Source organism: Lactobacillus sp. PSON (assembly GCF_052615405.1).
This window is the reverse complement of record NZ_JBQXFW010000008.1, coordinates 150995-172540: the sequence shown is the minus strand read 5'-3', so window position 1 is coordinate 172540 and position 21546 is coordinate 150995. Positions and strand designations below refer to the sequence as shown.

Genomic DNA, 21546 nt, shown 5'->3' with positions numbered 1-21546 from the left:
ATTATCCTTGATGATATTGATCATAAAGTTCATTTTTAGAAACTTTGTTTTCTTTTGCAACTTGCTTAATTGCATCTTTTTTACTGGTTCCTGCCTGAACTAACTTATCTACTAATTTAATAAGTTCACTCCATGATAAAGTTTCTTCTTTTTCAGTATTTGGAGAAACCAAAATTACAAACTCTCCTCGTGGAGCATTTTCAACAAAATAATCTGTTACTTCTTCTATACTTCCACGAACAAATTCCTCATGGATCTTCGTTAATTCTCGAGCTGCAACAATTTGTCTATCTGGTTTAAATATAGAACTCATAGTTTTTAGAGTTTTGCTTAATCTATGAGGTGCTTCATAAAAAATTGAAGTTGCGTGAGATTTTTCCATTTGCTCAAAAAATGGCTTTTGCTCTGATGACTTCCTTGGTAAAAATCCATAATAAGTAAATGGTTGTGCATCAAAGCCAGAAGCAATCAAAGCCGTTGCAAACGCAGAAGGACCAGGTAGCGGAACCACAGGAATATCAGCTTTAATACATTCTTTAACTAATATATATCCTGGATCTGAAATAACCGGCATTCCTGCATCACTTATTTCAGCAATTACAGCACCTTCTTGCATCAATTTAACTAGCTCAGGTGCACGTTCTTTTGAATTATACTTATGAAAAGATAGCATTTTATTATGAACACCAATTTTTTCAAGTAAAATCCCACTTGTTCTAGTATCTTCGGCTGCAATGTAATCAGCATCAGTTAAAATTTTCTTAGCGCGAATAGTAATATCTTCTAAATTTCCAATTGGAGTTGGAACCAAGTAAAGCTTACCTTTTTCATCTTTATAACTGCTTTGACGTTTCATCTTTATCTATCCTTTTTTACAGTTTTCTTTTCACCAAAATTATCAAGAATATCTAAACAAAACATACAATCAGCATTTGGATCACGGTGCGAGCCATAATACATATTACAAATGTGATATCCTGAATCATATATTTGTTTAATTGATTCTAAACCACTTTGAGTTTTAACAACAGGCTCATTTTTACTTACCTGAGTCAATTTATCTAATTTTTCACGCAAAAGTTTATTTTCAACTTTTAATTCAGTGTTTTCTTTTAAAGTTTCTAAAATATCATTTTCTAAACTTTCAACTGTCTTAGTCATTTTCTCCATTGAATCATGAAGCCGCTTCAATTTTGAATAAGAATCCATTATAAAACACCTACCGTTTCCATTTTAAAGCAAGATAATCTAATACATTGCGAAAATTCACATTATTGGATTGCATCTTATCAACTTCTATTAAGTATTTTAGCATTTTTGCTGCTGTGATACGTTTTTTATCATTATCTAAATCTTTTTGTGCCCATAATTTCAAATTGAGTAAGATATATTTTCTTTGACTAGTTAATTTAGCTTCACCTAATTTATGTGCACTAACTAATGAGAGGCTATTATTTTCTAACATTTCTTGGTAAAAATATTTAATTAACTGGTCTAAATTTTTAGTATCACCTAACTCTTCAATTTCAGAATTTGAAAAACCATTTTCTAATAAGATTTCTGTTTTTCCGTTTGCTTTTTTACCTTCATTAAAATTCAAAATTTGAACTCTTGATCTAATAGTCGGTAAAATTTTATCAGCATTATTAGTAATTAATATTGAAACAACTGGGGCAACTGGTTCTTCAAGTAAGTTAAGTAAAGCATTTGCGGCAGGTAAAGTTAATTTTTCTGCTTCTTTGATGAAAAAGAAGCGCCTAGATGATTCTACTGGACTTTTAGCAAGTTCTTCTTTTAAAGGTCGAATTTGATCAATACTTAAGCTTTTTTTACCTTCTGAATCTACTAATAGAACATCAGGATGATTGCCTGAAATAATTTGTTGACAATTTCTGCATTCTCCATCAGGCTTACTTTCACTATGACAATTAAATAAGCATGCAAGCCAATACGCTGTATTTAAAGCTTCATCTTCATCATTATCTACAAATAAGTAACTATGCGTTAATTGCTTATTTTCATATGCTTTTTTTAAAAAATCGGCCTGTGACTTATTAATTTTTGTTATATCAATCATTAGAAACGTTTAAATTCATCAACCGGCACAACGAAACAAGTAGCACCACCAACAGTAATATTAACTGGTTGGCTAATTTCATAACCAGTTGTAACCATGCTTGGTTGAATCAATTCTTCTCTTGCACGTGATTGGCTTTTAATGATGTCTAGTACATCTTGAACTTTATCATCTTCAGTACCAATTAAAAAGGTAGTGTTTCCCTGACTTAAAAAGCCACCAGTAGTTGCTAATTTAGTAGCTCTAATATTCTTTTTGACAAATTCATGCTGTAACTTATTAGAATCTTCTTTTTGAACGATTGCGATAACTAATTTCATTGATAAATCCCTCTAAAAAATTTCTGGCAAATTTTCTTCGATAACCTTAATACAATCTGATACTACTTTCCCAATATTTTGACTTGCATCAATAACCTTAATACGCTTAGGATTATCTTTATTTACTATTTGATAGCCCTTGTATACATCTTTATGAAAAGCTAACTTTTCTTGTTCTAAACGATCTTCATCATCTGGACGTAATTTTTGAATACGCTTGAGTCCCACTTCTGGCTGAATATCCAAAAAAATAGTTAAGTCCGGTTCAATTCCTCTAGTTGCAAAGTCATTAATCTGCTTAACTTCTTTTATTCCTAAATTACGTCCTGCTCCTTGATAAGCTAAAGAACTATCCACAAAACGATCTGATATTACTAACTTACCAGCTTTTAACGCTGGAATAACCACTTCTGCCATTAGTTGACTTCTTGAGGCTGCATAAAGCAGAGCTTCAGTCCGATCATCCATTTCAAAATTTTCAGGATCTAAAATAATATTACGAATTGATTCAGAAATCTTAGAACCACCAGGTTCTCGAACTGTAATATACTGCATTTGTAATTTGGGAGTAATTTGCTCCAAAATTTGCTTTAATACCGTACTTTTTCCAGCACCATCTGGACCTTCAAAACTAATAAAAAAACCTTTCATAAAATCCTCCATAGCTTCTATTCTACAGAAGTTTAGTTCAGTTTAACAGACTAAATATTTTTAGCAAAAAAACTCTCCTTTTCGGAGAGCTTCTTATTGCGTAATAGCATTTGTAATGCCACTAAATTTTGTATGACGGTAACGTGCTTCATTATATAAAAATGTATACTTAGCTCGTAAAATTTTACTTGCAACTACATTATCATCAGACATATCTAAAGTTGTCTGATCTAAATCTTTTTGAAGAGCTATCTCATTTTGCAGCTTTTCTACTAATGTAATGAGACGCTTGTCACCTTCTTCTTTAATTTTATTTCTTTTTGCCATTATAACGACGTTCTTCCTTGTACTGCACGCTTTAACGTGATTGAATTTGCATATTCAATATCACTACCAACAGCAAGTCCTGCAGCTAAGCGAGTTACTTTAATACCAGCTGGCTTAATAAGCTTACTAATATACATCGCTGTTGCTTCTCCTTCTGGAGTGGAATTAAGCGCTAAAATTATTTCTTTAACTTGATCTTGTTTTTGTAAACGAGTAATTAAAGACTTAATATTAACTTCTTCTGGTCCTATTCCATCCATTGGAGATAACACACCATGCAAAACATGATAAAGCCCGCTATACTCTCCCATTTCTTCAAAAGCCATCACATCTTTAGGTTGTTCAACTACCATAATAGTTGTTTGATCACGCTCCGAACTTGCACAAATATCACAAATTTCTTTTTCTGTAATATTGCCACAAATTTTACATTGATGAATATCTTCCTTAACTTCTTTTAATGATTTAGAAAAATCTTCTACATCTTGCTGAGGCATATCTAGAGTATAAAAGGCTAATCTAGTTGCAGTTTTTTCACCAATTCCTGGCAGTTTCATGTATGAATCAATCAAACGAGCAATTGGTAATGGATATTGCAAATTACATCAAACCTTTCGTATATTTACCCAAGCTTGCTTGAGTTGCTTCATCAATTTGAGATAATCCCTTATTGACAGCATCAATAATTAAGTCTTGTAACATATCTGGATCTTCTGGATCAATTGCTTCTTCATTGATTTTAATATCTTTTAACTTACGGTCACCACTAAAGGTTGCAACTACTAAGTCATCTGCAGATTTTCCAGTAAAAGTTTGTGCAGTGATATTTTCTTGTTCTTCTGCCATTTGAGCTTGAAGCTTCTTTGCTTGCTTCATCATTTGTTGCATATTCATGCCGCCCATACCACCAAAATTAGGTCTTCTACTCATAATATCTTTCTCCTTTAATCTTTAATTTTAACTGCATCCCCAAAAAGTGCTTTTGCTTTTTCAACAACTTCTTTATCTTCTTGAGAATCAGCTTCAATTTCATTTTTAGCTAGTTCAAGTTTTTTCTTCTTCTTTGCAAGAAGTTCTTCTTTATGACTTTTTACAAATTCTTTTCTAACTTGAAGCCAATCATTATCTGGTACTAATACAATACCATAAGATTGCTTTGTAAACTTTTCAATATTATCTTTAACTTTAACTATAAATTCGCTGTCAGTAGTATTTTCAAACCACAGCATGTACTTGCATTTTAACACTACTTTATCAGAACTGGCAGCAACTGGTTCCAATACATCTAAAATTGCCCTTTCTGACACTTCTAGAATAGAACGTAAATCTGGCCAGACATCCTTGACGGTTTGTAAGTCTTTTCTTGTAGCATTTTCTAGAACTTGATATACTTCTTTGCGATTTTTTTCTTCAGATTGTTTAACTTTTTTAGCAGGTTTACTTTTAACTGCATTTTCTGGTTTAGATTTAGTTGTCTTTTTTGAGATAAACTTAACATCATCAATTGAATTATTTGAAGCTTTTACCTGCTGAGTTGGTAAATTATTAAGCCTTTCAGTTAACTGCACAACTTGTTGACGCAAGTCTTTCACTTCTTTATCTAAATCAGAATTTACTGGCGACTTCGTTACTTCATCTTCTGTAGACAACGTACATGCTTCAACCAAAAATACTTCAAGTGGTATTTGTTGCTGATTGGTATAACGTAAATCTTTTAAAGCAGTATTGGCAAGATTAATCAAATCAAAATATCTTTTTTCTGGAATATTTTTAATTTGTTCAACAAAATCCTCAGTCAAAAAGTTACTTTCATTTTTTTCATTCGTCTTGATTATCATCAAGGCATTTGTAGTCATATCAATTAATTCATCTAAAATATTTTTAGAACTAGCTCCATCTTGAAGAGATAGTCTTGCTTCAGATAAAGCTTGAGCTACATTTTTAGATAAAATTGCTAAAAGAATTTTTTCAATTCTTTCTTTTGCAGCGAATCCTGTAATTTGCAAAGCATCTTCATAATTTATTTTACCTTTTTCATAACTTAAAAGCTGGTCTAAAATACTGAGAGAATCTCTCATTCCCCCATCAGCTACTTGAGCAATTACAGAAAGGGCTTTTTCTTCATATGAAATATTTTCTTCATTAAGAATAAACTCCATCCTTTGCTCTAAGTCATGCTTAGAAATTCGCTTAAAATTATATCTTTGAGTTCTTGAAATAATCGTAGCTGGGACTTTTTGCAATTCTGTAGTCGCCAAAATAAAGACCACATGTTCAGGCGGCTCTTCTAAAGTTTTAAGAAGCGCATTAAATGCACCCATTGAAAGCATATGGACTTCATCAATTATATAAACTTTATACTTTCCTTGGGTTGGAGCATATTTTACTTTATCGCGAATATCACGAATTTCATCAACACCATTGTTAGAAGCAGCGTCAATTTCCATAATATCAGGCATTGAACCATTATCTGCTGCTAAGCAATTTTCACATTTATTACATGGTTCCCCATCTTGCAAATTTGTACAATTTAATGCCTTTGCAAAAATCTTAGCACAAGAAGTTTTTCCTGTTCCTCGAGGTCCTGCAAATAAAAAGGCATGTGAAATAGTTCCACGTTTAATTGCATTTTTAAGAGTATCGGTGATAGCTTCTTGACCAACAACACTATCAAAGGTATTTGGTCGCCACTTCCGATATAACGCTTGATAAGCCATTAATTCTCTTTCCTTATAAAAAATCTAACAAAAAAAGGCACATGCCTGAACAACCTTAGTGCTGCTACCTTCCGGTCCTGACACAATTCAGAGGTCAAACATTGCCCAACAAATATAATAACGTATTTTAAACAATAATACCAGTAGAAAATAATAAAAAACTATTTTTCTTTACTTTCTTCTTTTTTTAATTGTTTAGCTAATTTTTGCTTATGTCTGATTTCTCTAAAAAAGTTCTTTAACATTTGACTAGCTTGTTCACGAAATAAACCACGAATTACATGTGGATGATGGTTAAATTTTTCTACACTAAATAAATCAACAACACTACCACATGCTCCTGCTTTTGGATCAAGAGCTCCAAAATAAACATCCTTAATTCTGGAATTAATAATTGCTCCTGCACACATTGGACAAGGTTCTAGTGTTACAAAAAGACTACAATCTATCAAACGCCACATACCTAAGTTCTTGCAAGCTTCACGAATAGCAATCATTTCTGCATGTTGCGTTGCATCTTGATCAAGCTCACGTCGATTATAACCACGACCTATTACATTACCTTCAGGATCAACAATAATAGCACCAATGGGAACTTCATCTTGATTTTCTGCTTTTTTTGCCTCTTCAAAAGCTAACTCCATGTATTTTTTCTTCTCTTCTCCTGTCACAAATTTTTCTCCTTAAATTATTATTTATTATTGTAACAAAAAAGAAGCACCTTTGTGCTTCTTTAATTATAAAGGACCTATATTGGGATTTCTGAAATAATGATAGAAAAATATTCCTTCAATTATCATATATAGACAAGTTAAACCAAATGGAGTACAAGTTTCATTATCTCCAAAAATCCAGCCAAGCATATAAACTCCACCTAAAATGAATAATACTGCAAATAAATATTTTATAAATTTTATCATGATAAACGCCTTCTTTTTGTGAATTCGTTTTCATTATATAATATTATTTACTTATCTGACACCATTTTAACTTTAATCTAATTATGCCTTTTTGACAGCTTTTAAAATGTAGTATCCCTTATCTCTAGTTACTATTTCACAATTACCATAAACTTCTTTCATGAGTTTACGGGCACTTGGTTCACCTTGTTTTTTCTGGATTACAACTAACAAAACACCACCATTGGTTAAATAGTTATTCGCATCAGCAATAATTGACGAAACTACTTTTTTACCTGCTCTAATTGGGGGATTAGTGATAATCAAACCGAAATTCTTACCATGTATATTTGAATAAACATCTGAAGAGTGGATATCTACATTAGTTATCTGATTGGTTTCAGCATTTCTTTTAGCTAAAGCAAGACCACGTTCATTAACATCTACCATTTCTACTTGTTGATTAGGCCAAAATTTTGCAGCAAATAATCCCAGTGGTCCATAACCAGTTCCTACATCAAGAATATTTTCTTTTGGAAAATTTAAGTCTCTCATAGCTTTAATCAAAACCCCTGAGCCATAATCAACTCTCATTTTTGAAAAAACACCAGCATCAGTTGTAAATTTTAAATTAATTCCATCAACATGATAATCAACTAAATGCTCATCATGTTTAGCATTTGGATCTACTGCAAAGTACATTTGATTTTTTTCACCCATTATCGTTTCCTCCTTTCCAACACATTAACACTTATCACAATCTATTTTACCTTAAAATAATTATTGCTTTTTATTTTTTTCTAGCCAATTTTTGAATTTTTGCCACTCAGTTGAATTTTGCTTATTTTTTAAACTATTGATTTGAAATTGCATTTCTTTATTTTGCTTAGCAAGTTCATCATTTTGTTTTTCAAGCTTTTCAAGCTTTCTCAAGATTAATTGTAAATCATTCTTGCTTTCATTAGTAGTCGGCCATGAACTTCGTCGCATGAAATAAGCAGTAAGCGAACTTGTAATCATTCCCATTACTCCTACTCCAATCAAAATCATCACTAAGATGACACCTTTTCCAATTAAAGAATGCGGTGAAATGGTATATGTTGAAATATCGCCATATCCTACTGTACTTGCTGTAGTAATTGCCCACCAAAAAGCTCTATCAAGTGATACATGTTCTGTAATAGAAATTGCAATTGAGCCTAACATCAAAAAAGTAATCATGAAATAAATCACATATAAAATTCCATTAGTATGTAATATTTCACGTAATTTTCCTACTAAGCCAGCTAATCTAACTAAGCGAATTAATCTAAAATATAGTGCCATATTGGCAATTTGAGCTTCTAACATCCAAAATGAGATAACACTCACGGGAATAATTGCTAGAAGATCAAAGATATGAGTTTTAAAATATTGCTTTCTATCAGTTGACTTATACAAATGATAGAAATAGTCATATGCTAATAAAATTAAAATACAATTATTTATCCAAAACCATTTATTATTTGGACTATTAATATTAATTATTGCAGCAAAATCTAAAATTATTAAAATAATGGAAATAATTGCTAAACTAGCAATAATCCATTTATATGTTTTTTTTCGATTAAATTTTTCCATAATTAATCACTGTTAAAAAAATAGGGCTCTGAAATTCAGAGTCCTATTTTTATATAATAGTTGCCCAGTTGGGCGGTAACTATTTAAGGGTTACAGTTGCACCAACTTCTTCAAGCTTAGCCTTGATGTCGTTAGCTTCGTCTTCTGAAACGCCTTCCTTAACGTTCTTAGGAGCACCATCAACGAGGTCCTTTGAGTCCTTAAGGCCAAGACCAGTGATGTCACGTACAACCTTAATAACCTTAACCTTTTCTTGACCTGCTTCAGTCAATTCAACATCGAATTCTGACTTAGCAGCACCTGCGTCTGCAGCACCTGCAGCAGCAACTGGAGCAGCAGCAGTAACGTCAAATTCATCTTCGATAGCCTTTACAAGGTCGTTTAATTCAAGGATAGTAGCACCCTTTAATTCTTCAATAATCTTATCAGTATCTAAAGCCATTTATATATCCTCCGAAAATTTAGAATTTAGATATTAGTTATGATAATTACTTATCAATAATTATTCAGCTGATTCGTCCTTTGATTCAGCAACAGCTTTAACAGCATATGCGAAGTCGCGTACTGGAGCTTGCAATACAGAAACAAGCATTGAAAGCAAACCTTCGCGACCTGGGATAGAAGCAAGTTCCTTGATTTCTTCCTTTGAAGTCAACTTACCTTCAAGCATACCACCCTTGATTTCAATAACGTCGAAATCATCTTCGTACTTAGAAACAATACGAGCAGGTTCAGTAATGTCGTCAGCGTTATCAGTGTAGATAACAGCAGTTGGACCAACAAAAGTATCTTCAAGACCTTCGATACCAGCCTTAGCAGCAGCACGTCTTAAGTAGGTGTTCTTGATAACCTTCATCTTAACGTCGTTGTCACGAAGTTCCTTACGCATAGCAGTAACTTCTTCAACAGTTAAACCTAAGTAGTTAATTACCAAAATAGCCTTAGCATTCTTAAGTTCTTCAGCAAATGCGTTAACGAGCTTTTCCTTTTCAGCAATAGCAGCTTTACTCAATCGAATTCACCTCCACGAAAACTTTAATAAATTCTATAAGGCCTAATTAAAAAATCTCCATGCCATAAGAGACACAGAGAGTTGAAATTCATCATCATCTTCTGGCCTCGGCGGGATTTTGAGGCGTCATGCCACCCGAGTCTTAGGTAGAATTTACTTTAATTAGTATAGCAGGCTGGTACAATTCATGCAAGAACTAATTTACATTTTTTCTAAAAATCTGTATCATTAATGACAGAAGTGAGGGTTGCATAATGACTAATCAAGATAGAAAAAAACAAATTCTAAATCGTTTAAGGGCTATTATTTACCTTGTATTAGGAATTACGGTTTTATTTTTAAGCATTCAAAGTATTGCTCAGTCTAACGGAAAACTTGGAACTATTTTTATTAATTTTATTTGGTTGTTTTTAAGTTTGATTATAATTATCGAAAGTGGATTCGTTATTAAGAATATACTCTTAGAAATCAATCCCAAAAAGCGTCTTTTCCAGTTGAGCGATTGGTGCATTATTATCGCAGGAATCATTATTACAAATGCCGGTTACATAAATAATAGCAAAACCTTTTTATTAATTGGAATTGTAATTTTTATAGCTGGTTGTATTCCTATCAAAGAAATTCCTATAAAAAAATAAATAGTAGATTCAAGTAAAAATCTTGAATCTACTATTTTTTAAATTGTTTGATTTTCTGTAGGATTAGTTAATTCACTTAACTCTCCAGTAGTTTTGTATACGACCCACATTGCCAAGTTAACAATATGGTCTCCAATTCTTTCAAGCAAACGCGTTACTACAAAGTAACTAGAAGATGCCATAGCAGCGCTTGGATCTTGTTCAATGCCATCTACAATCAATTGGCGTGCTTTTACATAAGCTTTATCAATCTCTTCATCACGACTAGCTACATCTTTAGCCATTTTTTCATCATCTTGCACATAAGCTGTCAAAACTTGAATAAGCATATGACGAACACTATGAGTCATTTCACCAATAATTTTTTCTACTTCCGGAATTCTAGGATTTCCTTTAACTCGAACTGTTTCTAAAGCAATACTCATTGCATTTTCACCAATTCGTTCAAGATCAGTAGTAGCCTTTAAAATGCTAATCACTACTCTAAAGTCGGTAGCTACAGGCTGTTGCAACGCCATTAGTTTTAATGCCTTTTTCTGAATATCAAGAGATTCTTCGGGAATCTTTTCTTCATTATCAACCATGGATTGGGCAGTTTTTTTATCATGATCTACGAAAGCGCGTGTTGCATGGTCAATTTGATCATTTACAAAAACACCCATCTCCATAAACTGCGTATTTAATTTTTTTAATTCATCTAAAAATATTTCGTGCATCTTTTTACCTCACAATTAACCAAAACGACCATTAAGGTAATCACTAGTGATTTGCTTTTTAGGTGCTAAGAACATTTCTTCAGTTGGACCAGCTTCAATTAAATTACCATTCATTAAAAATGCAGTTTGATCAGAAATTCGACCAGCTTGTTGCAGATTATGTGTAACCATAATAAATGTATACTTACGCTTTAATTCCATCAAAGTTTCTTCAATTTCACTACTTGAAATTGGATCAAGTGCACTGGTTGGTTCATCTAATAAAACAACCTTTGGTCTAATTGCTAAAGCTCGTGCAATACAAATACGTTGTTGCTGACCACCCGAAAAAGCTTGAGCATTTCTATTTAAACTATCTTTAGTTTCTTTCCAAATTGCGGCTTGTTTTAAACTTTCTTCAACGCGCTGATCTATTAATTCTTTATCTTTAACCCCAGCAATTTTTAATCCATAAGCTACATTATTATAAACTGAAAAAGGAAATGGTGTTGGCTGTTGAAATACCATTCCAACTTCTTTTCTGAGCTTTACCAAGTCCATCTTCGGACTATAGATATTTTGTCCTTCAAAATCAATTTCACCAGTGATTTTAATATTATCAATATCGTCATTCATTCTATTTAGACAACGTAAGAATGTCGACTTTCCACAACCCGATGGACCAATTAATGCAGTCAATTCTTTTTCATGAAAATTCAAACTAATTCCATGAAGAGCTTCATAATCACCATAGCTCAATTTAACATCTTTGGCAGTAATAATTTCTTTCATACTTTTTCCTTTAACCAAAACTACCTTGAATATACTCTTCTGTAATTTTTCCTTTAGGATTAGTAAAAATATTTGCAGTTGTATCATATTCCATTACATGACCTAAATGGAAAAATGCTGTATAATCGCTAATTCTAGATGCCTGTTGCATATTATGTGTAACCATAATCATCGTATATTCGCTTCTGAGCTGCTTTAAAGTATCTTCAAGCTTAGATGTTGAAACTGGATCCAACGCACTTGCTGGTTCATCTAGAAGCAATATTTCGGGCTTTACCGCTAAAGCTCTAGCAATACATAATCTTTGCTGCTGACCACCAGAAAGTGCCAAAGCACTTTTATCAAGCTTATCTTTAACCTCATCCCAAAGAGCTGCAGCGCGTAAACTTTCTTCAACGATTCTATCTAATTTTTTTGTATCTTTTTCACCATCAGCTTTTAAAGCATAGGTAATATTTTCTCTAATAGACTTTGGAAATGGATTCGGACGCTGAAACACCATTCCGATATTTTTACGTAATTCATAAACATTAATGTTTGCTTGGTTAACATCTAAGCCATGAAACATAATCTTACCATTAATTGTAGCAACTCGGTCATTCATGCGGTTAAGAGAACGTAAAAATGTTGACTTTCCAGATCCTGATGCTCCAATCAAAGCAGTTATTGTATTCTTTTTAAAACCCAAACTTGCATCAAAGAGTTTTTGAACTGTTCCTCCATATAAGACACTAAGATCATTAGTTGAAAGAGCTAACTCATCTTTAGGAAAAGTTTTAATAAAACTTGGCTGATTTAAATTTTCCATAAAACCACCTTACTTAGCTGCTGTAAGTTTCTTGTATAATTTATTACCCAAGAAACGCGCACTAAGGTTGAATATAATTACTACAATTACCAAAAGAGCAGAAGTTGCAGCAGATACAATAGTTGCATCAGAAACTATTCCTTCAGTATTTACTTTCCAGATATGAACAGCTAACGTTTCTGCAGGGCGCATTACATTTAAAAAACTAGTTGGACTTAAAGGATTCCAATTTGAATAATCAATCGTTGAACCACTTTGACCAGCTGTATAAATAAGAGCGGCTGCTTCACCAAAAATTCTCCCTGCACTTAAAATAAGTCCAGTTAAAATTCCAGGTAGTGCAGCTGGTAAAACAATACCACGAATTGTTTTCCAATTTGATAAACCTAGTGCAAGCCCTGCTTCGCGTTGAGATTGAGGAACACCTTTTAAAGCTTGTTCAATATTACTAGTTAAAATTGGCAAATTGAAAAAAGTGAGTGCTAATGCACCTGAAATAATCGAAAAACCAAAACCAAATTGAACTACAAATAACAAGTACCCAAACAAACCAACAACAATTGATGGAAGCGAACTTAAAATTTCAATAGTGGTTCTAATCAAGTTAGTAATCCAATTATCTTTAGCATATTCAGCTAAATAAATTGCAGCTCCTAAAGCAATAGGTAAAGAAATAATAGTTGTTAAAACTAATAGATATAATGAATTAAATAGCTGATCTCGAACTCCTCCGCCAGCTTTATATGATGAAGCTTCAGAAGTTAAAAAGCGCCATGATAAATGCGGAACACCTGTAATTAAGATATTTCCTAAGATTCCGACAAGAATTAAAACTACAATTGCTACCAAAATATGAATAATTATTGTAGCAATTTTATCGTTTCTTTTTGCTTTCATCTATTTTTGCCCTTTCTTTCCAACTAAACGCACTAAGAAATTAAATACTAATGACATTATCAAAAGTAGTAATGCCAAAGACCATAATGCATTATTAGGCAATGTTCCCATAACTGTATTTCCCATTTGACTAGTTAATTGACTAGTTAGAGTTGCAGATGGACTGACTAAGTTATAAGGCATTAATACAGCATTACCAATAACCATTTGAACTGCTAATGCTTCACCAAAAGCTCGCGCCATACCAAAAATTACTGCAGTTAAAATTCTTGGTGTAGCAACTGGTAATATAACCTTGGAAATTGTTTGCCAATGCGTAGCTCCTAAAGCTGAAGAAGCTTTTCTAAAGTGTTGAGGAACTGCATTTAAACTATCAACTGTTAATGAAGTTATGGTTGGTAATACCATTACAAATAACACTAAAGTTGCTGCTAGGATACCAAATCCTGTTCCACCAAAAATATTTCTAATTACCGGAACAATTATTGTTAATCCCAAAAAACCATACACTACAGAAGGAATCCCAACCAAAAGTTCCATAACAGATTGTAAAAATTTAGCACCTTTTTTAGAAGTATATTCTGTCATAAAAAGTGCTACTGAAATTGCAAACGGAGTTGCTACTAAAGCAGACAAAATGGTAACAGCAAATGAAGTTACAATCATAGCTGCAGCACCGACGTGATTTTTACCATCACTTGGATCCCAATCAGTAGAAGTTAAAAAGTGAAAAACATTAACATGATCACTAAAGAACGTTGCTAAACCATGAACTCCTACAAATCCAATAATAGAAACTACTAAAACAATAATTAATCCAATTGCAAAATATGTTAGACCTTTGCCCCAATATTCTTGCCTTGTTTCTTTTGATGGCTTAGTTAATTTATCAATATCGACATTAGCTGGTTCCATTTTTTTAAGTTTAACATGTGGAACCTCTTGATCAGCAATTGCTTGGTTAACGATATCTTTTAACCTATCTTTTCTTTTGCTCATTAATTCTTCCTTATTGTTGAAACTCTGTTATTACTATCGCGAACTACTTTCATATCGTTAATACTCAAGTAGCCTATTTCAGGAACTAAATCTTCTTGAACTTTTTTACCTAACATATACTTAATAAACTTAGTTGTTGCTTGATTAGGCTTACCTTTAGTATACATATGTTCATAAGACCATAATTGCCATTTATTAGTCGTTATATTTTTATTTGTAGCTTGAACATGATCAATACTTAACTTTTGAATATGCTTGTCATTAGCATATGGAAGTGAGATATAGCTAATAGTACCTGGAGTTGAACTAACGATTTTCTTAACTGTACCATTAGAATCTTGTTCTTGAGATTTAACTGCCTTTTTATTTTTTAGGACAATATCTTCAAAAGTAGTTCTAGTTCCACTCCCCTTGGATCTATTAATTACTGTAATATTTTCATCTTTTCCACCAACTTGTTTCCAGTTAGTTATTTTACCTGTAAAAATATCACTTAACTGTTTCATTGAAAGATTTTTAACACCAACATTTTTATTGGCAATTGGAACGATACCAACTACTGCAATAGGATAATTTTGTAATTTTTTGGCATCTATTCCCTTTTGGGTCTCAGCATAAACATCAGAAGTACCAATTTCAACGGCTCCTGCTTGAACTTGACTAAGACCTGTACCAGATCCTCCACCCTGAACAACAATATTGCTATTTGGATGGGCTAAACGATAATCATTGCCAGCTTGCTCAGCCAAAAGTTGCATTGCACTTGAGCCAACAATTGTAATTTTAGAACTATTATTATTTCTACACCCTGTTAAAAATAATAGAACAAACAACAACGGAAATAATATCCTTTTCAAGAGATGTTTATGCATACCCTTTCTCCTTATAGTGCTTAAATCACCTAATGATAACACATAAAAAAAAGCGTCTCGCAACATTGCGAGGCGCTTTGTTAAGTCTAATTTATAAATTAGTCCAAGTTTAATGGATCAAGCTTGATCCCTGGGCCAAATGTTGCAGCAACGGCAACACTCTTAATGTATTGACCCTTAGCTGATGCAGGACGTGCACGTAAAATTACGTCACGTAAAGCGTCAAAGTTTTCAGTTAATTGTTCTTCAGTAAATGATACCTTACCGATAGCAGTGTGAATAGCTGCTTGACGGTCAACACGGTATTCTACTTGACCAGCCTTAACGTTCTTAACAGCCTTTTCGATGTCCATAGTTACAGTACCGGTCTTAGGGTTTGGCATCAAGCCCTTAGGTCCAAGAATACGACCCAAACGACCAACCTTAGCCATCATCATAGGGGTTGCAACAACAACGTCAAAGTCCAAGTAACCGTTTTGAACTTTTTCTACTAATTCGTCTGAACCAACTTCGTCAGCACCTGCTGCCTTAGCTTGTTCTGCTTGAGGACCTTCAGCAAATACGATAACCTTTTGGGTCTTACCAGTACCGTTAGGTAAAACAAGTGAACCACGAATTTGTTGGTCAGCTTGCTTAGGGTCAACACTCAAGTTGTATGATACTTCAACTGAAGCATCAAAGTTTGCATATGAAGTTTCCTTTACAAGTTCCATAGCTTCTTTTACTGAGTAAAACTTGTTTGGATCTACTTTCTTAGCAGCTTCTAAATATTTCTTACCATGCTTTGGCATGTGATTTCCTCCTTATACCTGTGGTCAAACGAGCTTTCTCTGTAGCTCTCCCACCTAATATTGTTAAAAATAACAGGATTAGTCTTCGACTTCGATACCCATACTTCTAGCGGTACCTTCAACCATGCGCATAGCAGCTTCAATATCAGCAGCGTTAAGGTCCTTCATTTTAGTCTCGGCAATTTCCTTAACTTGGTCTTTGGTTACCTTACCAACCTTCTTGGTGTTAGGTTCACCAGAAGCCTTTTGAATCTTAGCAGCTTGCTTAAGAAGCACTGGAGCTGGTGGAGTCTTAGTAATGAATTCGAATGAACGATCTTCATATACAGTAATGACTACAGGAATAATCATACCCTTTTGGTCAGCAGTTCTAGCATTGAAGTCCTTAGTAAAGCCTACAATGTTAATTCCTGCTTGACCCAAAGCTGGACCAACTGGAGGTGCAGGGGTTGCAGCACCAGCTGGGATTTGTAATTTAACTACGTTAATAACTTTTTTTGCCACGGTCAAAACCTCCTTGATTCCGTGATGCGGTTAAAATGGAGAAGCTACCTACTTCTCCTCCCACAATAATAAGTACTTTATGTATGTTACCATCATTTAACCGCAATTACAATATTTTTTATTAGTTTTCGAATTTCTTAACTTGATCGTAATCAAGCTCAGTAGTAGTTGCTCTACCAAACATATCTACTGAAACATAAAGCTTATGCTTATCTGGTTGAACATCAGTGATCTTACCAACCATATCTTCAAATGGACCATCAGTAATTGTCACAGTTTCATCAATTTCGTAATCTGGCAAATCTTCTTTTGCAGGTTGACCTTGACTCTTCAATAAACGATTAACTTCTTCTTCAAGAAGTGGAGATGGCTTAGAGCCACCACCATGTGAACCAACAAATCCAGTTACGTTAGGAGTGTTTCTTACAATGAACCAACTTTCATCAGTCATTACCATTTCTACTAAAACATAACCTGGGAAGATTTTTTCTTCTACTTCTTGCTTTTTACCGCGAACAGTTTCCACTTTTTCTTCTTCTGGAACCATCACACGGAAGATATAATCTTGCATCCCCATACTTTGTGCACGTGATAAAAGGTCTGACTTTACCTTATCTTCGTATCCAGAATAAGTATGCAAAACGTACCATTTCTTTTGTGTAGTTTCGACCATAATAAAAAATTCTCCTTAAAAATTGGCAAACAAAAAAACCTCACTCGAGGTCTTTCTCTTCTTCATGATTCAAGTATACCACGCTTAGGCAGTATTTGCTATCAATATTACATAACTACTTGAGTTAAAGCACTGAATGCCCAATCAAGTGCGCCTAAATATGCAGCGAACAAGACTGAAGATATGATAACAATACCTGTATCATGGCGATTTTGTTTAGCGGTTGGCCAAGTTACTTCCTTCATTTCTTGGACAACGCCTTTAAAAAACTTGATCATCTGCTTTTACCTCGTTTCCTTATGCAAAGTCATTTTACCGCAATGTTTACAAAACTTTTTCAATTCAAGTCGCTGAGTGCGATTCTTGTTTGCGGTGATTGAATAATTGCGTGACCCGCATACGCTGCAGGCTAATGCTGCTTTTTTCACTGCCATAATCTCACTTCCAAACTCCCGCTATTGTACCAAAAAAGCTTCTTTTATGCAATAAAAGACAGCTACTGGAGAAGCAGCTGTCTTCTGGTGGTCAAACATGCGTGACCACTGTGCGTAGAACATCGTTTTTTAGTCGGAAATTACTTCTTAAGATTTTCGTCGACAAAGGCTTCGATCTTTTCATCAGAATCCTTCAAAAATGGAAGCATATCTTCCTCCGTCTTCATGGTATCTCTACCATTCTTTTCCATAAAGTAGTCCCAAAGGGCATCTCTAACTGGCATATCTGAATCACTCCAGTCAAAAACTTCCTTCATGTGACGGTCCAACAATGCAGTTTTAATAACTTCTGCCATCTTAAATTACCTCCTAAAATATTCTACAATTCATATTATACCGCAAAATAAAGCGGTTAACTAATTTTTTATTCTAAGATAGACTTACGAATTTTTTGAAAAGCTCTAAATCTTGCTCTACTTATTGTTTTGGAAGTTACACCTAAACTTGTTTTGACGTATTCTTCATCAACTTTACCTAAATTAATCAATAAAGAAGCTAATTCTAAATCAGATAATTCTGCCAGCCATTCTTCATAACTAGCGGAAGTTGGTAGATTGAAGTCAATGCTTTTAGGCTCTTGAACCATATTACTTCCATCAAATAATATTTTTTCCCAAGAAACAGAATTATTATTAATTATTCTTTTAGCAGAAAGCTGTTTACGTAAAATACTAATCGCATGATTATTTAAGCATCGTTTAAAATAACTACCAAATCTACCTCTTTTAGTAGAGAAATCTAAAGCTGACTGATAACAAACAATCATTGCTTCTTGCTCCCAATCTTGTTCATCATAAAGTCTTAAATAATATTTTCTTTTTACTGTGTTAATCATTGGTTGATAAATTTTACACAACTTTTTTATTGCTAATCCGTCAGATTCTTTTTGGATTCTCTTAATTAATTCTAGTTCATAATTAGGATCTGATTTATTCATCATTTTTTCTCCTCAATGGTGAATTTTTAACAATGAATAAGATATGAACTTTCTTTACAACTGAAAAGAGAATTTTTATTTTATTTAACTAAAAAGAGATTTTAATCCAGTTTTTATAACTGTTAAAATCTCTTTTGCTTAATTAAGTGGATTACGACTATTCATCATTTGATAAAGCATAATTCCTGTCGCAACACTGGCGTTTAATGATTGTACATGTCCTACCATAGGAAGGGTTAATGTTTGATCCATTTGTTTTTTCAGAAGTGGGGCAATGCCTTTTCCTTCATTTCCAATTACTAAGACAGTCTTACCATTAGCATTCCATTTACGATAATCAGTACCTTTCATATCAGTACCAAAAATCCAATAACCGCGCTTTTTTAGCATTTTAGTTGTTTGGACTAAATTGTTTACTCGAGCAACTGGTACATAATCAATTGCTCCTGTTGAAGTCTTTGCAACAACTGAAGTAAGACCAGTTGCATGACGCTTAGGAATAATAATTGCATCTACTCCTGTAGCATCTGCAGAACGTAAAATTGAACCTAGATTGTGTGGATCTTCAATTGAATCCAGCATTAATAAAAATGGTTCTTTTCCTTCGTTATCAAATTTATCAAGTAGTTCGTCAAGATCAGCATATTCAAAACTTGAAATAGCTAAAACTAAGCCTTGGTGATTTCCACCTTGAACAAGTTTATCCAACTTATTTTTAGGTACGGTTTGAACTACCAAGCGTTTTTTCTTGGCTAAACCATAAACTTGATTAGCAAATTCGTCTTGAACACCATGCTGCAAAAAAACTTTATTGATACGATCAGCATCTTGCGTTTTTAAGAAATCAATTCCAGCATGACGACCAAAAATAAAATCTTTATCTTGACTCATATTTTACCTCGCCATTTTCTACCGTTTTAATACACCATTCAGTTAATTCTTTTACACGCTCACCTTTACCTGCTAAATCTAAATATCCCCACACTGCTTCAAAACCAGTTGACAATTGATAAGTTTTAAGACTAGTATTCTTTGCCTTGGTGTGGCTTTTAGCATTGCGTCCGCGTTTAAACGCTGCTAATTCTTCATCTGTTAGCATTTTTTCTTCTTGAAGCTTTGTAATTAAACCAGCTTGGGCTTTTGCAGAAACATAATGAGTAGCATCTCTTTGTAAAACTTGTGGCTTAACAACTCCACCTTTAATAAGATGCCTACGAATATAAATTTCATATACAGCATCCCCCAAATAAGCAAGTGTTTGACCACTTAATGTATTTGGATCAACAGAAGTTTCAGTTAATTTTTTTATTTTAATCACGAGTCCACCTAGTTCCTTGCGGAGTATCCTGAATAGTTACTCCCATATCCTTTAATTGATCACGCAACTTATCACTAGTAGCCCAGTCTTTATTTTTACGAGCTTCATCACGCTTTTTTACTAACTCATCAATTTTTGTATCATTTGAATTTTCAATTTTTGCGGTTAAGTTTTCAGAATCAATTCCAAAAATTTTTAACCATGAACCAAGTAAATCCTTAAACTCCTTAAGAGTTTCTTTATCTGCCAATTCTGAATTACTATTACTGTTAACTGTTGGCAAAACATTATAAATAGCAGTTAAAGCATTTTGAACATTAAAGTCATCATCCATTGCATTTTCAAAGTCATGCTTAGTTTTCTCAATAGCTTGCTTTAAATTATCATCCACTTTAGAAGCAGTATCATCTTCTAAGCGATAATCAATATTCATCAAAGTGTTCTTGAAACGGTTTAAAACATTTTCAGCTTGCTTTAAATTTTCTTCAGAATAGTTGATTTGACGACGGTACTGCACACTTGCCATGAAAAAGCGTAAAACTTGTGGGTCGACTTCTTCGATAATGTCATGAACTGTAACAAAGTTATGAAGAGACTTAGACATTTTTTCTTCATCTTTACCAACAGTTACAAAACCATTGTGCATCCAGTAATTGACAAATTTTTTACCAGTTTTAGCCTCACTTTGAGCAATTTCATTTTCATGATGAGGAAACTCAAGGTCTTGTCCTCCGCCGTGAATATCAATAGTATTACCAAGATACTTAGTTGACATTACAGAACATTCAATATGCCAACCTGGGCGCCCTTTACCCCATGGAGAATCCCAAGCAATTTCATCACTAGTTTTTTGTGCTTTCCAAAGTGCAAAATCAATTGGATCTTCTTTACGACTTTGTTCAGTATCGTTAATATGCTCAGAAGCTCCTTCTTCAAGTTGTTCAATATTTTGGTCGCTTAATTCACCATAATTTTTGAATTTTTTAGCGCGATAATATACATCTCCATCAACTTCATAAGCATAACCTTTATCAATTAAATCCTTTACAAAGTTAATAATTTCTGGAATTTCTTCTGTTGCACGTGGGTGCAGTGTAGCTGGTTCAATATTTAAAGCATTAGTATCTTCTAAATAAGCATTGATAAAACGTTTAGCAAGTTCAGGTACAGTGATGTTTTCTGCACGTGCTTCATTAATCATCTTATCATCAACATCAGTAAAATTAGAAACGTACTTAACTTTATATCCCTTATATTCAAAGTATCGTCTAATCGTATCAAAGGCAATTGCACTTCTGGCATTACCAATGTGGATATAGTTATAAACCGTAGGACCGCAGACATACATGCTGACCTCACCTGGCACAAGAGGTTTAAATTCTTCTTTTTTTCGTGTTAGAGTATTAAAAACTTTCACGGTTTACTTGTCCTTTCTTAGTATTAGTTAATTTTATTTTACCAGAAAACTCAAAAGATACTAAAAAACTGCTAGAACTTTTACGCTC

General features: G+C 33.4%; 32 protein-coding genes, 1 other RNA gene and 1 other annotated feature. Of the genes, 1 reads left to right on the top strand and 32 read right to left on the bottom strand.

All coding sequences use genetic code 11. From position 1 onward, the window contains the following. Nucleotide 1 precedes the first annotated feature (1 nt). The 16 genes from rsmI to rplJ all read right to left on the bottom strand — a co-directional run bounded on the left by rsmI (nucleotide 2) and on the right by rplJ (nucleotide 9623). On the bottom strand, nucleotides 2–856 hold the full coding sequence (gene rsmI, locus ACTHPI_RS08460; protein WP_445353699.1) for a 16S rRNA (cytidine(1402)-2'-O)-methyltransferase: 855 nt from the start codon (nucleotides 854–856) through the stop codon (nucleotides 2–4). A gap of 2 nt (nucleotides 857–858) precedes the next feature. Next, entirely contained in the window at nucleotides 859–1209 is a 351-nt protein-coding gene (yabA, locus tag ACTHPI_RS08455; protein WP_445353698.1) for a DNA replication initiation control protein YabA, read from the bottom strand. A 10-nt stretch (nucleotides 1210–1219) separates the two neighbouring features. Then, nucleotides 1220–2077, bottom strand: a complete 858-nt coding sequence (locus tag ACTHPI_RS08450) for a DNA polymerase III subunit delta (RefSeq protein WP_445353697.1) — start codon at nucleotides 2075–2077, stop codon at nucleotides 1220–1222. Then, nucleotides 2077–2397, bottom strand: coding sequence for a cyclic-di-AMP receptor (locus tag ACTHPI_RS08445; RefSeq protein ID WP_445353696.1), 321 nt, complete (start codon nucleotides 2395–2397; stop codon nucleotides 2077–2079). The genes ACTHPI_RS08450 and ACTHPI_RS08445 overlap by 1 nt, the downstream gene beginning before the upstream one ends. 12 nt (nucleotides 2398–2409) lie before the next feature. Further along, entirely contained in the window at nucleotides 2410–3048 is a 639-nt protein-coding gene (gene tmk, locus ACTHPI_RS08440; RefSeq protein WP_445353695.1) for a dTMP kinase, read from the bottom strand. 93 nt (nucleotides 3049–3141) lie between these two features. Further along, on the bottom strand, nucleotides 3142–3375 hold the full coding sequence (locus tag ACTHPI_RS08435) for a YaaL family protein (RefSeq protein WP_445353694.1): 234 nt from the start codon (nucleotides 3373–3375) through the stop codon (nucleotides 3142–3144). Beyond that, nucleotides 3375–3974 carry a recombination mediator RecR gene (gene recR, locus ACTHPI_RS08430; RefSeq protein ID WP_445353693.1) on the bottom strand — a complete coding sequence of 200 codons (600 nt, stop codon included), beginning with the start codon at nucleotides 3972–3974 and terminating at the stop codon, nucleotides 3375–3377. Before recR ends, ACTHPI_RS08435 begins: the two co-directional genes overlap by 1 nt. Nucleotide 3975: 1 nt before the next feature. Further along, nucleotides 3976–4305 (bottom strand): YbaB/EbfC family nucleoid-associated protein, encoded by a 330-nt coding sequence (locus ACTHPI_RS08425; RefSeq protein ID WP_144354854.1) that lies wholly within the window; start codon nucleotides 4303–4305, stop codon nucleotides 3976–3978. A gap of 14 nt (nucleotides 4306–4319) precedes the next feature. Continuing rightward, nucleotides 4320–6092 (bottom strand): DNA polymerase III subunit gamma/tau, encoded by a 1773-nt coding sequence (dnaX, locus tag ACTHPI_RS08420; RefSeq protein ID WP_445353692.1) that lies wholly within the window; start codon nucleotides 6090–6092, stop codon nucleotides 4320–4322. Between the two features lie 19 nt (nucleotides 6093–6111). Beyond that, nucleotides 6112–6210: signal recognition particle sRNA small type (gene ffs, locus ACTHPI_RS08415), an RNA gene on the bottom strand. Between the two features lie 43 nt (nucleotides 6211–6253). Continuing rightward, nucleotides 6254–6763, bottom strand: coding sequence for a tRNA adenosine(34) deaminase TadA (tadA, locus tag ACTHPI_RS08410; RefSeq protein WP_445353691.1), 510 nt, complete (start codon nucleotides 6761–6763; stop codon nucleotides 6254–6256). Between the two features lie 66 nt (nucleotides 6764–6829). After that, nucleotides 6830–7012, bottom strand: a complete 183-nt coding sequence (locus tag ACTHPI_RS08405) for a hypothetical protein (protein ID WP_445353690.1) — start codon at nucleotides 7010–7012, stop codon at nucleotides 6830–6832. Between the two features lie 81 nt (nucleotides 7013–7093). Next, complete coding sequence (locus ACTHPI_RS08400) at nucleotides 7094–7714, bottom strand: class I SAM-dependent methyltransferase (protein WP_445353756.1); 621 nt, start codon at nucleotides 7712–7714, stop codon at nucleotides 7094–7096. A gap of 57 nt (nucleotides 7715–7771) precedes the next feature. Next, nucleotides 7772–8611, bottom strand: a complete 840-nt coding sequence (locus ACTHPI_RS08395) for a potassium channel family protein (RefSeq protein WP_445353689.1) — start codon at nucleotides 8609–8611, stop codon at nucleotides 7772–7774. A 79-nt stretch (nucleotides 8612–8690) separates the two neighbouring features. After that, a complete protein-coding gene (gene rplL, locus ACTHPI_RS08390) occupies nucleotides 8691–9053 on the bottom strand; it encodes a 50S ribosomal protein L7/L12 (RefSeq protein WP_144354849.1) in 363 nt (120 codons plus the stop codon). Nucleotides 9054–9113: 60 nt separating this feature from the next. Further along, nucleotides 9114–9623 (bottom strand): 50S ribosomal protein L10, encoded by a 510-nt coding sequence (rplJ, locus tag ACTHPI_RS08385; RefSeq protein WP_144354848.1) that lies wholly within the window; start codon nucleotides 9621–9623, stop codon nucleotides 9114–9116. Nucleotides 9624–9662: 39 nt separating this feature from the next. After that, nucleotides 9663–9788 (bottom strand) — a sequence feature (ribosomal protein L10 leader region). Between the two features lie 89 nt (nucleotides 9789–9877). On the opposite strand from rplJ, the gene ACTHPI_RS08380 reads away from it, so the two are divergent. Continuing rightward, entirely contained in the window at nucleotides 9878–10261 is a 384-nt protein-coding gene (locus ACTHPI_RS08380; RefSeq protein WP_445353688.1) for a hypothetical protein, read from the top strand. Nucleotides 10262–10299: 38 nt separating this feature from the next. On the opposite strand, the gene phoU is transcribed toward ACTHPI_RS08380, so the two are convergent. The 16 genes from phoU to cysS form a co-directional block, all read right to left on the bottom strand. Then, a complete protein-coding gene (phoU, locus tag ACTHPI_RS08375; protein WP_445353687.1) occupies nucleotides 10300–10977 on the bottom strand; it encodes a phosphate signaling complex protein PhoU in 678 nt (225 codons plus the stop codon). Nucleotides 10978–10992: 15 nt separating this feature from the next. Further along, nucleotides 10993–11748 (bottom strand): phosphate ABC transporter ATP-binding protein PstB, encoded by a 756-nt coding sequence (pstB, locus tag ACTHPI_RS08370; protein WP_445353686.1) that lies wholly within the window; start codon nucleotides 11746–11748, stop codon nucleotides 10993–10995. Nucleotides 11749–11758: 10 nt separating this feature from the next. Then, nucleotides 11759–12556 (bottom strand): phosphate ABC transporter ATP-binding protein PstB, encoded by a 798-nt coding sequence (gene pstB / locus ACTHPI_RS08365; protein WP_445353685.1) that lies wholly within the window; start codon nucleotides 12554–12556, stop codon nucleotides 11759–11761. A gap of 9 nt (nucleotides 12557–12565) precedes the next feature. Beyond that, nucleotides 12566–13453 carry a phosphate ABC transporter permease PstA gene (gene pstA, locus ACTHPI_RS08360; protein ID WP_445353684.1) on the bottom strand — a complete coding sequence of 296 codons (888 nt, stop codon included), beginning with the start codon at nucleotides 13451–13453 and terminating at the stop codon, nucleotides 12566–12568. Next, entirely contained in the window at nucleotides 13454–14452 is a 999-nt protein-coding gene (gene pstC / locus ACTHPI_RS08355; protein WP_445353683.1) for a phosphate ABC transporter permease subunit PstC, read from the bottom strand. It lies immediately after the preceding gene. Further along, nucleotides 14452–15324, bottom strand: coding sequence for a phosphate ABC transporter substrate-binding protein (locus ACTHPI_RS08350; protein ID WP_445353682.1), 873 nt, complete (start codon nucleotides 15322–15324; stop codon nucleotides 14452–14454). The genes pstC and ACTHPI_RS08350 overlap by 1 nt, the downstream gene beginning before the upstream one ends. Nucleotides 15325–15422: 98 nt before the next feature. Beyond that, nucleotides 15423–16115 carry a 50S ribosomal protein L1 gene (gene rplA, locus ACTHPI_RS08345; protein WP_445353681.1) on the bottom strand — a complete coding sequence of 231 codons (693 nt, stop codon included), beginning with the start codon at nucleotides 16113–16115 and terminating at the stop codon, nucleotides 15423–15425. 78 nt (nucleotides 16116–16193) lie between these two features. Next, nucleotides 16194–16619, bottom strand: a complete 426-nt coding sequence (gene rplK / locus ACTHPI_RS08340) for a 50S ribosomal protein L11 (protein ID WP_004045505.1) — start codon at nucleotides 16617–16619, stop codon at nucleotides 16194–16196. 121 nt (nucleotides 16620–16740) lie between these two features. Then, a complete protein-coding gene (nusG, locus tag ACTHPI_RS08335; RefSeq protein ID WP_445353680.1) occupies nucleotides 16741–17292 on the bottom strand; it encodes a transcription termination/antitermination protein NusG in 552 nt (183 codons plus the stop codon). A gap of 107 nt (nucleotides 17293–17399) precedes the next feature. Continuing rightward, nucleotides 17400–17570: a preprotein translocase subunit SecE gene (gene secE, locus ACTHPI_RS08330; RefSeq protein ID WP_144354838.1), complete on the bottom strand. Its 171-nt coding sequence runs from the start codon at nucleotides 17568–17570 to the stop codon at nucleotides 17400–17402. Between the two features lie 6 nt (nucleotides 17571–17576). Further along, nucleotides 17577–17726, bottom strand: coding sequence for a 50S ribosomal protein L33 (gene rpmG, locus ACTHPI_RS08325; RefSeq protein ID WP_445353679.1), 150 nt, complete (start codon nucleotides 17724–17726; stop codon nucleotides 17577–17579). Between the two features lie 140 nt (nucleotides 17727–17866). Further along, complete coding sequence (locus ACTHPI_RS08320) at nucleotides 17867–18082, bottom strand: P8 family protein (RefSeq protein ID WP_144354836.1); 216 nt, start codon at nucleotides 18080–18082, stop codon at nucleotides 17867–17869. 68 nt (nucleotides 18083–18150) lie between these two features. Further along, nucleotides 18151–18723: a sigma-70 family RNA polymerase sigma factor gene (locus ACTHPI_RS08315; protein ID WP_445353678.1), complete on the bottom strand. Its 573-nt coding sequence runs from the start codon at nucleotides 18721–18723 to the stop codon at nucleotides 18151–18153. 138 nt (nucleotides 18724–18861) lie between these two features. Beyond that, the gene (gene rlmB / locus ACTHPI_RS08310; protein ID WP_445353677.1) at nucleotides 18862–19614 is read right to left on the bottom strand and encodes a 23S rRNA (guanosine(2251)-2'-O)-methyltransferase RlmB; all 753 of its coding nucleotides are present in this window, start codon (nucleotides 19612–19614) and stop codon (nucleotides 18862–18864) included. Continuing rightward, nucleotides 19601–20041, bottom strand: a complete 441-nt coding sequence (locus ACTHPI_RS08305) for a Mini-ribonuclease 3 (RefSeq protein WP_144354833.1) — start codon at nucleotides 20039–20041, stop codon at nucleotides 19601–19603. The genes rlmB and ACTHPI_RS08305 overlap by 14 nt, the downstream gene beginning before the upstream one ends. Further along, nucleotides 20034–21458 carry a cysteine--tRNA ligase gene (cysS, locus tag ACTHPI_RS08300; protein ID WP_445353676.1) on the bottom strand — a complete coding sequence of 475 codons (1425 nt, stop codon included), beginning with the start codon at nucleotides 21456–21458 and terminating at the stop codon, nucleotides 20034–20036. The genes ACTHPI_RS08305 and cysS overlap by 8 nt, the downstream gene beginning before the upstream one ends. Nucleotides 21459–21546: the final 88 nt, after the last annotated feature.

Excerpts from the sequence above, each read along its gene's own strand:
- rsmI (WP_445353699.1), bottom strand. The coding sequence starts at position 856 with ATGAAACGTCAAAGCAGTTATAAAGATGAAAAAGGTAAGCTTTACTTG.
- yabA (WP_445353698.1), bottom strand. The coding sequence starts at position 1,209 with ATGGATTCTTATTCAAAATTGAAGCGGCTTCATGATTCAATGGAGAAA.
- ACTHPI_RS08450 (WP_445353697.1), bottom strand. The coding sequence starts at position 2,077 with ATGATTGATATAACAAAAATTAATAAGTCACAGGCCGATTTTTTAAAA.
- ACTHPI_RS08445 (WP_445353696.1), bottom strand. The coding sequence starts at position 2,397 with ATGAAATTAGTTATCGCAATCGTTCAAAAAGAAGATTCTAATAAGTTA.
- tmk (WP_445353695.1), bottom strand. The coding sequence starts at position 3,048 with ATGAAAGGTTTTTTTATTAGTTTTGAAGGTCCAGATGGTGCTGGAAAA.
- ACTHPI_RS08435 (WP_445353694.1), bottom strand. The coding sequence starts at position 3,375 with ATGGCAAAAAGAAATAAAATTAAAGAAGAAGGTGACAAGCGTCTCATT.
- ACTHPI_RS08425 (WP_144354854.1), bottom strand. The coding sequence starts at position 4,305 with ATGAGTAGAAGACCTAATTTTGGTGGTATGGGCGGCATGAATATGCAA.
- dnaX (WP_445353692.1), bottom strand. The coding sequence starts at position 6,092 with ATGGCTTATCAAGCGTTATATCGGAAGTGGCGACCAAATACCTTTGAT.
- ACTHPI_RS08405 (WP_445353690.1), bottom strand. The coding sequence starts at position 7,012 with ATGATAAAATTTATAAAATATTTATTTGCAGTATTATTCATTTTAGGT.
- ACTHPI_RS08395 (WP_445353689.1), bottom strand. The coding sequence starts at position 8,611 with ATGGAAAAATTTAATCGAAAAAAAACATATAAATGGATTATTGCTAGT.
- rplL (WP_144354849.1), bottom strand. The coding sequence starts at position 9,053 with ATGGCTTTAGATACTGATAAGATTATTGAAGAATTAAAGGGTGCTACT.
- ACTHPI_RS08380 (WP_445353688.1), top strand. The coding sequence starts at position 9,878 with ATGACTAATCAAGATAGAAAAAAACAAATTCTAAATCGTTTAAGGGCT.
- phoU (WP_445353687.1), bottom strand. The coding sequence starts at position 10,977 with ATGCACGAAATATTTTTAGATGAATTAAAAAAATTAAATACGCAGTTT.
- pstB (WP_445353686.1), bottom strand. The coding sequence starts at position 11,748 with ATGAAAGAAATTATTACTGCCAAAGATGTTAAATTGAGCTATGGTGAT.
- pstB (WP_445353685.1), bottom strand. The coding sequence starts at position 12,556 with ATGGAAAATTTAAATCAGCCAAGTTTTATTAAAACTTTTCCTAAAGAT.
- pstA (WP_445353684.1), bottom strand. The coding sequence starts at position 13,453 with ATGAAAGCAAAAAGAAACGATAAAATTGCTACAATAATTATTCATATT.
- pstC (WP_445353683.1), bottom strand. The coding sequence starts at position 14,452 with ATGAGCAAAAGAAAAGATAGGTTAAAAGATATCGTTAACCAAGCAATT.
- ACTHPI_RS08350 (WP_445353682.1), bottom strand. The coding sequence starts at position 15,324 with ATGCATAAACATCTCTTGAAAAGGATATTATTTCCGTTGTTGTTTGTT.
- rplA (WP_445353681.1), bottom strand. The coding sequence starts at position 16,115 with ATGCCAAAGCATGGTAAGAAATATTTAGAAGCTGCTAAGAAAGTAGAT.
- nusG (WP_445353680.1), bottom strand. The coding sequence starts at position 17,292 with ATGGTCGAAACTACACAAAAGAAATGGTACGTTTTGCATACTTATTCT.
- secE (WP_144354838.1), bottom strand. The coding sequence starts at position 17,570 with ATGATCAAGTTTTTTAAAGGCGTTGTCCAAGAAATGAAGGAAGTAACT.
- rpmG (WP_445353679.1), bottom strand. The coding sequence starts at position 17,726 with ATGGCAGTGAAAAAAGCAGCATTAGCCTGCAGCGTATGCGGGTCACGC.
- ACTHPI_RS08320 (WP_144354836.1), bottom strand. The coding sequence starts at position 18,082 with ATGGCAGAAGTTATTAAAACTGCATTGTTGGACCGTCACATGAAGGAA.
- ACTHPI_RS08315 (WP_445353678.1), bottom strand. The coding sequence starts at position 18,723 with ATGAATAAATCAGATCCTAATTATGAACTAGAATTAATTAAGAGAATC.
- rlmB (WP_445353677.1), bottom strand. The coding sequence starts at position 19,614 with ATGAGTCAAGATAAAGATTTTATTTTTGGTCGTCATGCTGGAATTGAT.